Here is a 9446-nt window from a genome sequence, read left to right on the forward strand (position 1 = left end):
AGCGACCCGCGATGCCAGTCCCACCCGGAACCGGTCCGCGGCCAACGGTCAAAACCGCCGCCTGCGCATCCCTTCTCGATTTTCACGATCAACGATGTCAAAGATCCATTCACCCGGCGAACCACGCAAAATGACGGTCGGCAAACTGGCCGTGATCGTCATCGGGTTTTTGAAGGCCGGAGAAGCACAAACGATCGTTCGTGCCAGCGGAGGGTCAATCTAGCGCTTACGGCAGAGAGCGTCAAGCCCTTTGTTTCGTATTCACCGAACCGCCTAGACCGCCTGGGGCGGAAAACGGATCGGCCAGCGCCCTGACCTCCACCCCTCCAGTCTTTCGGGGCGCCCCTCCGGACCGCGTCCGGCGAGGGAGGCGCTGTATAGGGCAGCGTCCGCAGCCGATCCAGCGAAAAGACTCGTTCAGCAACAGATTCGATTCTGAGCCGGAGACGACAAAAGAGCGTGGCGGCTGGACAGGCCCCGGGCCGCGCCTTTATGGTTTTATCCCGAAACCGCAGGCACAGGGGAGCCGGCATGCGCCCAAGCGCGCGCGCGACCGCTGAGGTCATGGCGCAGGTTCTGCGGACGACCGCCAGCCTTGCCTTTGCCGATGGGCTGAACCCGGCCCAGTGGGCGGCGCTGCGTTACTTCGCCCAGGCGAACGCGAGCGCCCGGAACGTCGTGGCCTTCGCCCGCCATCACGGGACGACCAAGGGCACGGCCAGCCAGACCATCGCAGCCCTTCTGAAAAAGGACCTGCTGGAGCGTCACCCCAGCGAGACCGACCGCCGTTCCATCCGGTTGACCCTCACGACGCGGGGGCGGACCATGCTCGCCAACGATCCGCTGAACGAGCTGGTCGCGGCGATCGACGGCTTGGCGCCGGCCCAGCACGGTGCCCTGGCCGCGGGGCTGGACGAGCTGTTGCGCACGCTGCTGTCCCGCCGCACCGAGAGCGGGGAGCGCGACAGCGGCGCGCTGGGGACCTCCGGTCATGCCGACCGCAACGGCGCCGCGGCGGATTGAACCGTCCGCGCCATCCGCACTTCACGCCATCGCATTGGGAGCGACGGAGCCATGGCCCGAATTCTGGTGATCGACGACGTTCCGGCCTTCACGGCGCTGCTGCGCATGACGCTGGAGACGCTGGGCCATCAGGTGGCGGAGGCCAATGACGGCCTGGCCGGCCTGTCCCTGCTGGAGCGCGAGCCCTTCGACCTCACCATCGTCGACATGATGATGCCCGGCCTGGACGGAATCGAACTGATCCGCCGCCTGCGCGCCCGCGGCGCATCCCAGGTTCCAAGCATCATTGCCATGTCCGGCGGCACGGACGACTTTCCGGCGGCCTTCTCGCTGAATTTGTCGGCCATGCACGGCGCCGACCGCGTGCTGTACAAACCCTTCGACACCAGCGAGTTGACCACGGCCGTGGAGGAGCTGCTGGCCGCCCGCGCCGCCTGACGCCACGGCATCGCCGCCACAGCGCGATCTTTTTGCCCGGCGCCGGACTTTTTTTGCGCGTTCCGATCCTTCGCACACCCGCTGCGCTTGCGGCGGTCGTTATTGCGCCGCATACAGACGCCGTCCCGGACGGCCGGCGTCCGGCCCGACCCAGCCAGCGCGCGGCCCATGCACGACCCCAAACTGCTTTTCGACGTCCTGTTCCTGCTGCTGGCGGCGGTGGTGATCGTCCCCTTGTTCCAGGCGCTGCGCATCCCGGCGGTGCTCGGCTATCTGGTGGGCGGGGCGCTGCTGGGTCCGCACACGCCGGGACCGGTGGTGGACATGGAGCTTCCCCAGGTCCTGTCCGAATTCGGGGTGGTCTTCCTACTCTTCGCCATCGGGCTGGAGCTGCCTCTGTCGCGCCTGCGGGCGATGCGGCGCTACATCTTCGGGTTGGGGCTGATGCAGGTCGTCCTGACCAGCGCCGCCATCGCCGCCGTCGCCTACGCGCTGGGCGAGAACGTGGCGGCGGCGCTGGTGATCGGCGGCATGCTGGCCTTCTCCTCCACCGCCACGGTGCTGAAGCTGCTGGTCGAGCGCGGGGAGACGGTGGCGCGCTTCGGGCGCGTGTCGGTCGCCGTGCTGATCTTCCAGGATCTGGCCGTCGTGCCGCTGCTGACCCTGCTGCCGCTGCTGGCCGGCGGCGACACCAGCATCCCCTGGGCGCTCGCCCTCGCCGGGGTCAAGGCCGTTGCGGCGATCGGCGCCATCATGCTGCTGGGCCGCTTCGTGGTGCGCCCGGTCTATCACTTCGTGGCCTCGGCGAAGAGTCCGGAGGTCTTCACGGCGACCAATCTGCTGGTCGTCCTGGCGGTCGCTTGGCTGACGGCGGAGGCCGGCATGTCGATGGCGCTGGGCGCCTTCCTGGCCGGCATGCTGATGGCCGACACCGCCTACCGCCATCAGGTGGAGGCCGACATCGAGCCGTTCCGCGGCCTGCTGCTCGGCCTGTTCTTCATGACCGTGGGGATGACGCTGGACCTGCCGGCCATGCTCCAGCGCGCCGACGACATCCTGATGGTGACCGCGGCGCTTCTGGTCGGAAAGAGCATCCTGCTGTTCCTGCTCTGCCGCCTGTCGGGGCTCGGGCTGGCGACCTCGCTGCGCATCGGGCTGCTGCTGTCGCAGGGCGGTGAGTTCGCCTTCGTGCTGATCGGCAAGGCGACGCGGCTGGCGGTGCTGGAGGGCGAGACGGGGCTGCTGCTGTCCTCCTGTGTGGCGCTCAGCATGGCGGTGACGCCGCTGATCGGCGCCATCGCCCAGCGGCTGGCCCAGAGGGTCGAGGCCCGCTACGGCGCCGAGGCTTTCGGGGTGGAGACCAGCGACATCACCGGCCATGTGCTGATCGCCGGCTATGGCCGGGTCGGGCGCGCCGTCGCCCGGCTGCTGCGCACCCACGACATTCCCTACGTCGCATTGGACCTCGACCCGCAGCGGGTGGCGGCGGCGCGGGCCGAAGGGCTGCCGGTCTATTACGGCGATTCCAGCCAGATCGGCGTGCTGCGCGCCGCCGGGATCGAGCGGGCGCGGGCCGCGGTCATCACCGTCAACCGCCCTGACATGGCGGAGCGCGCCGTGGAGGCCATCCGCCGGGCCGCCCCGCGCCTGGCCATCGCCGCCCGCGCCCACGACCTGGACCGCGGCGCGCGGCTGAAAAAGGCCGGAGCCAGCGCCGTGGTGCCGGAGACGCTGGAGGCCAGCCTGCAGCTGGCCAGCCTCGTGCTGCGCACCGCCGGGGTGGACGCCGAGACCATCGACCAGAGCCTGAAGAGCGTCCGCGACCGCGGCTACGACGCGCTCAGCGAGCCCGCCGACCAGAACGACTGAGCGGTTGCGTCAGCGCTCCACCCGCCACAGGTCAAACACGGTGCCGCGGTAAACCTCCTCCGCGCCCGGCGGCGGTTTCAGCCCGGCCGCGCGGAAGACGTCGGAGAACATCACCAGCACGTAATCGTACTTGTCCCGCCAGCCGATGTAGTGCGGGCAGGGCTCGACATGATCGCGCAGGGTCGCCTCTTCGGGACGGGAGAGCAGGCGGACATCCACCGGAACCCCCTCGTAGATCGCCATGCAGCGGTCGCGGTAGGGCTGGGTCACCGTCAGCGGCTGCTTGCCGGGATGGCTGAACAAGGTCGGGACGAAGGCGCGCCGCTCCACGGTGATCAGCGACGGCAGATGGATGAGGCTGGGCAAGGCGACCAGCGCATGCCGCCAGGGCGGCTGGGTGAGCAGGAACTCCCGCGTGTTGCAGCAGCCGGCCTCCTGCCCCGCCCAGGCGATCAGGACGGACCGTCCGGGCTCGATCCGCTCCATGGCGCGGCGCAGGTCGGCCACATCGTCCTCATAGGCCAGCCAATTGAGCGTCAGCACGCCGGTCCGCACCGTCAGCAGGGCGAGCAGCCCGGCGGCGAAGGCCGCCGCGGCGCGGGCGCTGGGAAAACGGATGTCGGTGCCGGCCACCAGCAGGAAGGCCGCCAGAATCCAGAAGCGGATCGACACGAAATAGGTGCCGAAGAAGGGGTCGGGCACGACGAAGAAGGCCAAAACGAACAACCCCACCGCCAGCATCATCGCCGGCGCGGCGCGCAGCCAGCCGGCCAGACGCGCCGCCACCATGCCGCCGAGGATCAGCAGCAGGGTCGCCACATCCAGCAGCGTGTTGTAGTTCAGGACCGGAGCCAGCATGTCGTGCAGCCGATAACGCCACTGCTTCAGCTCGGCCAGCTTCTTCAGCCGCCAGTAGATTTCCTTCAGCAGCAGGACCGGCGTGCTGTCCCGCGCGCCCACCGCCGCCGCGTCGGACTGCAGGAGATGGGTCCCCACCGTGCCGGCGAACAGCGCCACGGGAAGGGCGAGCAGCGCGGCGAAGCGCAGGGCGTCGCGCCCGAGATTGGCGAGCGTCAGCGGCTTTCGCCCCTGCCCCATGTATTTCACCGCCTCCACCGCGAACAGGCAGAGCAGGAAGGAGCCGAGCACGATGGCGTGGGCGAAATAGAGGAACAGGGCGCAGCCCATACCCGCAGGCACCTGCCAGCGCCGCCCCGCCAGCGCGATCCACAGCGACAGCCCGACCAGCAGGAAGCCGAGGCCGAGCGAAAAGCTCATGAAGCCGCCGATCAGCGTGGCGTTGTGGATGAACAGCGCGCCGCACAGCGGCCACAGGCTCCACCGCCCGAACAGCGTGCGGTTCAGCAGCATCGCCCCGAACAGGGTGAGCAGCCCGGCCAGCGCCATGTAGACGCGCCCGGCGACATACAGAGGCAGCACGCTGGCGAGCGGCAGCATCACCGCCTCCATCAGCAGGTTCGGAACCGGCGTCAGGGAGGCCGTGTAATGGTCGGCCAGGAAGGGGTCTGACCGGACATGCAGCAGCACGTCCACCCGCGCCAGATGGTTCGGGTAGTCGAGCAATGGCGGCATCTCCACCAGGATGAGCGGCAGCAGAAGCAGCGCTAGGATCACCGGCAGCGTGAGCGCCAGCGGCGGCGACCAGGCTCCAGCCCCGGCGTCCGTCCGCAGGGCGGCGGAGCCGGTGGCCTGCGACAGTCCTGAATGGTCCACCGGTGCCTCCTGCATTGGGTGCAATGCGGAAGGCTCAACACATCCACTGTCCGCATCGCCAGAAGGCAATGGCGTTACGATTCGGCGTTGGACTTAGTCCATGGCCCCGACGGGGCAGGCCCCATGGCCCGCTGGGACTCCATCGGCATGAGGGCGGGAGCCCTCCCCGCCCCTTTTCGAGGATAGGCCGGGCTTCGTCAGGCTGTCGTCACGGCTGCGGGAAGACACGGGCGCGGGCGATGTGGACGGCGCACTGGTCGCCGGGGCGCAGCCCCAGGGCGGACAGGCGCTCGCGGTCCATCTCGGCTTCCAGCGGCAGGCCGGCGAGGTCGATCTCGATCCGCGCGTCCGGTCCCACCACATGGATGCCCGACACCCGGCCTGGTCCCGCGGCGCTGGGGCTCAGCCCCAGATCGTGCGGGCGCACATAGGCGATGGCCGGGCCGCGGACCGTGCCGTCGGCGGGGATCGACAGCGCGCCGTTGGCCGTCCGCGCCACCCCGTCCGCCACCACACAGTCGAAACGGTTCACCTGCCCGAGGAACTCGTAGACGAAGGCGGAGGCCGGGCGGTCGTAGACCTCCGCCGGGCTGCCCACCTGCTCGATCCGTCCCTGGCTCATCACCACCACGCGGTCGGCCAACTCCAGCGCCTCCTCCTGGTCATGGGTGACGAAGACGGAGGTGATGTGGATGTCCTCGTGCAGCTTGCGCAGCCAGCGCCGCAACTCCTTGCGCACCTTGGCGTCGAGCGCACCGAACGGTTCGTCGAGCAGCAGGACCTTCGGCTCGATGGCCAGCGCGCGGGCCAGCGCCACGCGCTGCCGCTGCCCGCCGGAGAGCTGCGCCGGGTAGCGGTCGGCGAAATGGGCGAGCTGGACCAACTCCAGCAATTCCATGACGCGCCGCTTGATCTCGGTCGAGGTCGGGCGCTGGCCGCGCGGCCGCACCTTCATCCCGAAGGCCACGTTGTCGAAGACGGACATGTGGCGGAACAGCGCGTAATGCTGGAAGACGAAGCCGACCTGCCGCTCCCGCGGGGTGAGGCTCAGCGCCTCCTCCCCGTTGAGCAGGAGGCTGCCGGAATCGGCGAACTCCAGCCCCGCCATGATGCGCAGAAGGGTCGTCTTGCCCGACCCCGACGGGCCGAGCAGAGCCAGAAGCTCGCCCGAGCGGACCTCGAGGTCCACCGCATCGAGCGCGCGGAAACTGCCGAATTGCTTGGTGATGCCGGAAACCTGGATCGCCATGACGTGCGTCGCCTCAATGCCGGGTGGCCGCCAGCTCAGCCCCGAAGCGCCATTCCAGCACCGTCTTCACGACCAGCGTGACAAGGGCGAGCATGGCCAGCACCGAGGCCACCGCGAAGGCAGCGACCAAGTTGTATTCGTTGTAAAGGATTTCGACATGCAGGGGCATCGTGTTGGTCTCGCCCCGGATATGGCCGGACACCACCGACACCGCGCCGAACTCGCCCATCGCGCGGGCGTTGCACAGCAGGACGCCGTACAGCAGCCCCCATTTGATGTTGGGCAGGGTGACGCGCCAGAAGGTCTGCCAGCCGGACGCGCCCAGCACCAGCGCCGCCTCCTCCTCCTCGTTGCCCTGCTCCTGCATCAGCGGGATCAGCTCCCGGGCGACGAAGGGGAAGGTGACGAAGACGGTGGCGAGCACCAGCCCCGGCACGGCGAAGATGATCTGGATGCCCTGCGACTTCAGGAACGGCCCCATCAGCCCGTGCAGCCCGAACAGCAGCACGTAGATCAGGCCGGAGATCACCGGCGACACCGAAAACGGCAGGTCGATCAGCGTGATCAGCACGTCCTTGCCGCGGAAGTCGAACTTGGCGATGCACCAGGACGCCGCCACCCCGAAGAGGAGGTTCATCGGCACGGCGATGGCCGCGACGATCAGCGTCAGCTTGATCGCCGCCACCGCGTCCGGCTCCACCAGCGCCGCCCAGTAGGCGTCCGTGCCGCGGCGCAGCGCCTCGACGAAGACCGCGACCAGCGGCAGGACCAGGAACAGCAGCAGGAAGGCCAGCGCCGTGGCGATCAGAAGCCCCTTCACCCAGCCGCTGTCGGCCAGCGCCGGGGTGAACCCGACGGCTTTCTTAGCGAGCATGGCGGGACCTCATCCAGGCTTGCAGCAGGTTCAGGGCCAGCAGCAGCACGAAGGACGCCATCAGCATCAGCACGCCGACCGCGGCGGCGCCGGCATAGTCGTACTGCTCCAGCTTGATGACGATCAGCAGCGGAATGATTTCCGACAGGCCGGGGATGTTGCCGGCGATGAAGATCACCGAGCCGTATTCCCCCACCCCGCGGGCGAAGGCCAGCGCGAAGCCGGTCAGCAGGGCCGGCAGAAGCGCCGGGAACACAACCCGCCGGAAGGACTGCCAGCGCGTGGCGCCCAGCGCCGCGGCGGCCTCCTCCTCCTCCGGCGGCAGATCCTGGAGGATCGGCTGCACGGTGCGGACCACGAAGGGCAGGCCGATGAAGGTCAGGGCGATGGCGATGCCCAGCGGCGTGAAGGCCACCCTCAGCCCGAACCATTCCATCAGCAGGGAGCCGATCCAGCCGTTGGGCGCGTAGAGCGCGCTGAGCGCGATGCCGGCCACCGCGGTGGGCAGGGCGAAGGGCAGGTCCACCAGCGCGTCGACGATCCGGTCGCCGGGGAAGCGGTAGCGCACCAGCACCCAGGCGACGATGAAGCCGAAGACGGCGTTGATCGCGGCGGCGGCCAGCGACAGCCCGAAGCTGACCTTGAAGGCGGCCAGGACGCGCGGCGTCAGCACCGCGTCCCAGAAGCCGGACCAGCCCAGCCCCGCCGCCTTCAACGCCAGCGCGGCCAGCGGCAGCAGGACGATCAGGGACAGATAGGTCAGCGTGAATCCCAGGGTCAGCCCGAAGCCGGGCAGGACGCTGGGTTTTCGAAGAACGCTCAACACCGTGCCCCCCGTATTGGGAAGCACGGCGTCGCTGGTGGTTGCCGCGACCACGGGTCAGCGGCCCTTCTGGTAGATCTGGTCGAAGACGCCGCCATCCGCGAAATGCTTCTCCTGCGCCGTGCGCCAGCCCCCGAAGGAACCGTCGATGGTCACAAGCTTAACATTCGGGAAGCGATCCGCATACCGCGCAGCGACCTCCGGCAAGCGCGGGCGGTAGAAGTTCTTCGCCGCGATCTCCTGCGCTTCGGGGGTATAGAGGAAGTTCAGGTAGGCTTCCGCCGCCTTGCGCGTTCCCTTGCGGTCGACCACCGAATCGACGACCGTGACCGGCGGCTCCGCCAGGATCGACAGCGACGGCACGACGATGTCGAACTTGTCGGCGCCGAACTCCTGGAGCGACAGGAAGGCCTCGTTCTCCCAGGCCAGCAGAACGTCGCCGAGCTGCCGCTGGGTGAAGGTGACGGTGGAGCCGCGGGCGCCGCTGTCCAGCACCGGGACATTCTTGAACAGGTCGGCGACGAACTGCTTGGCCTTGGCCTCGTCGTTGCCGTTCTTCTCCAGCGAATAGGCCCAGGCCGCCAGATAGTTCCAGCGCGCCCCGCCCGAGGTCTTCGGGTTCGGGGTGATGACCTGGACGCCCGGCTTCAGCAGGTCGTCCCAATCCTTGATCTGCTTCGGGTTGCCCTTGCGGACCAGGAAGACGATCGTCGAGGTGTAGGGGGAGCTGTTGTTCGGCAGGCGCGTCTGCCACGTCTTCGGCAGGGCGCCGGAATCGGCGATGGCGTCGATGTCGTAGGCCAGCGCCAGCGTCACCACGTCGGCGTCCAGCCCGTCGATGACCGAGCGCGCCTGCTTGCCCGACCCGCCGTGCGACTGCTTGACGGTCACCGTCTGGCCGTTTTCCGCCTGCCATTTCTTGGCGAACGCCTTGTTGAACTCCACATAGAATTCACGGGTGGGGTCGTAGGAGACGTTCAGCAGCGTGGTCTGCGCCTTGGCAGGCGCGATGGTCAGCATGGCGAGGGCGACACCCGCGGCCATTGCGGACAGCCGGCCTATGGAGAACCGGTTCGCGCGGAGCGCGGAGAGCCGATCACGAAACGACATGGCACACTCCCTCGGTATGGTTCATTGAGGCACCGGCCCTGGAGGCCACGCACCGCACCGTTGTTTACAAAGCCGGCCATTGCACCGGATCGACTGGGCCGTATTCACATTCTTTATAATGTATATGCAATATCCATTTGCCTCCTAGAGTTTGCATGATTCCGGGAAGGCCGCAAGGCTGTTTTTTGTCATTCTCCATATCGTCGCGAGACAATTTCACATAATTTTGTGAAATAGGAGGCTTTGGATCGGGCTGGAAGCGATGCGGCGGATCGCTATCATGCGCTGTCTCTTATACACATCTGACGCTGCCGACGATTATACGC

At 68.0% G+C, this 9446-nt stretch carries 9 protein-coding genes; 4 read left to right on the forward strand and 5 right to left on the reverse strand.

What is annotated here, in order from left to right; genetic code table 11:
• The 4 genes from Q4I23_RS26670 to Q4I23_RS26685 form a co-directional block, all read left to right on the forward strand.
• Positions 1-223 (forward strand): hypothetical protein (locus Q4I23_RS26670; RefSeq protein ID WP_498528210.1); only part of this gene is annotated, 223 nt, incomplete at its 5' end.
• A 308-nt stretch (positions 224-531) separates the two neighbouring features.
• A complete protein-coding gene (locus Q4I23_RS26675; protein WP_454017186.1) occupies positions 532-1023 on the forward strand; it encodes a MarR family transcriptional regulator in 492 nt (163 codons plus the stop codon).
• Positions 1024-1074: 51 nt separating this feature from the next.
• A complete protein-coding gene (locus Q4I23_RS26680; protein WP_498528211.1) occupies positions 1075-1461 on the forward strand; it encodes a response regulator transcription factor in 387 nt (128 codons plus the stop codon).
• 168 nt (positions 1462-1629) lie between these two features.
• Positions 1630-3330 carry a monovalent cation:proton antiporter-2 (CPA2) family protein gene (locus Q4I23_RS26685; RefSeq protein WP_454017188.1) on the forward strand — a complete coding sequence of 567 codons (1701 nt, stop codon included), beginning with the start codon at positions 1630-1632 and terminating at the stop codon, positions 3328-3330.
• A gap of 9 nt (positions 3331-3339) precedes the next feature.
• On the opposite strand, the gene Q4I23_RS26690 is transcribed toward Q4I23_RS26685, so the two are convergent.
• The 5 genes from Q4I23_RS26690 to Q4I23_RS26710 all read right to left on the reverse strand — a co-directional run bounded on the left by Q4I23_RS26690 (position 3340) and on the right by Q4I23_RS26710 (position 9120).
• Complete coding sequence (locus Q4I23_RS26690) at positions 3340-5064, reverse strand: hypothetical protein (protein WP_498528212.1); 1725 nt, start codon at positions 5062-5064, stop codon at positions 3340-3342.
• A 208-nt stretch (positions 5065-5272) separates the two neighbouring features.
• The gene (locus Q4I23_RS26695; RefSeq protein WP_498528213.1) at positions 5273-6313 is read right to left on the reverse strand and encodes a sulfate/molybdate ABC transporter ATP-binding protein; all 1041 of its coding nucleotides are present in this window, start codon (positions 6311-6313) and stop codon (positions 5273-5275) included.
• A 13-nt stretch (positions 6314-6326) separates the two neighbouring features.
• Positions 6327-7187, reverse strand: coding sequence for a sulfate ABC transporter permease subunit CysW (cysW, locus tag Q4I23_RS26700; RefSeq protein WP_454017191.1), 861 nt, complete (start codon positions 7185-7187; stop codon positions 6327-6329).
• A complete protein-coding gene (gene cysT, locus Q4I23_RS26705) occupies positions 7177-8010 on the reverse strand; it encodes a sulfate ABC transporter permease subunit CysT (RefSeq protein ID WP_454017192.1) in 834 nt (277 codons plus the stop codon). The genes cysW and cysT overlap by 11 nt, the downstream gene beginning before the upstream one ends.
• A gap of 57 nt (positions 8011-8067) precedes the next feature.
• Positions 8068-9120, reverse strand: a complete 1053-nt coding sequence (locus tag Q4I23_RS26710) for a sulfate ABC transporter substrate-binding protein (RefSeq protein WP_498528214.1) — start codon at positions 9118-9120, stop codon at positions 8068-8070.
• Positions 9121-9446 lie beyond the last annotated feature (326 nt).

The organism is Azospirillum sp. UFLA03-27, from assembly GCF_059803775.1.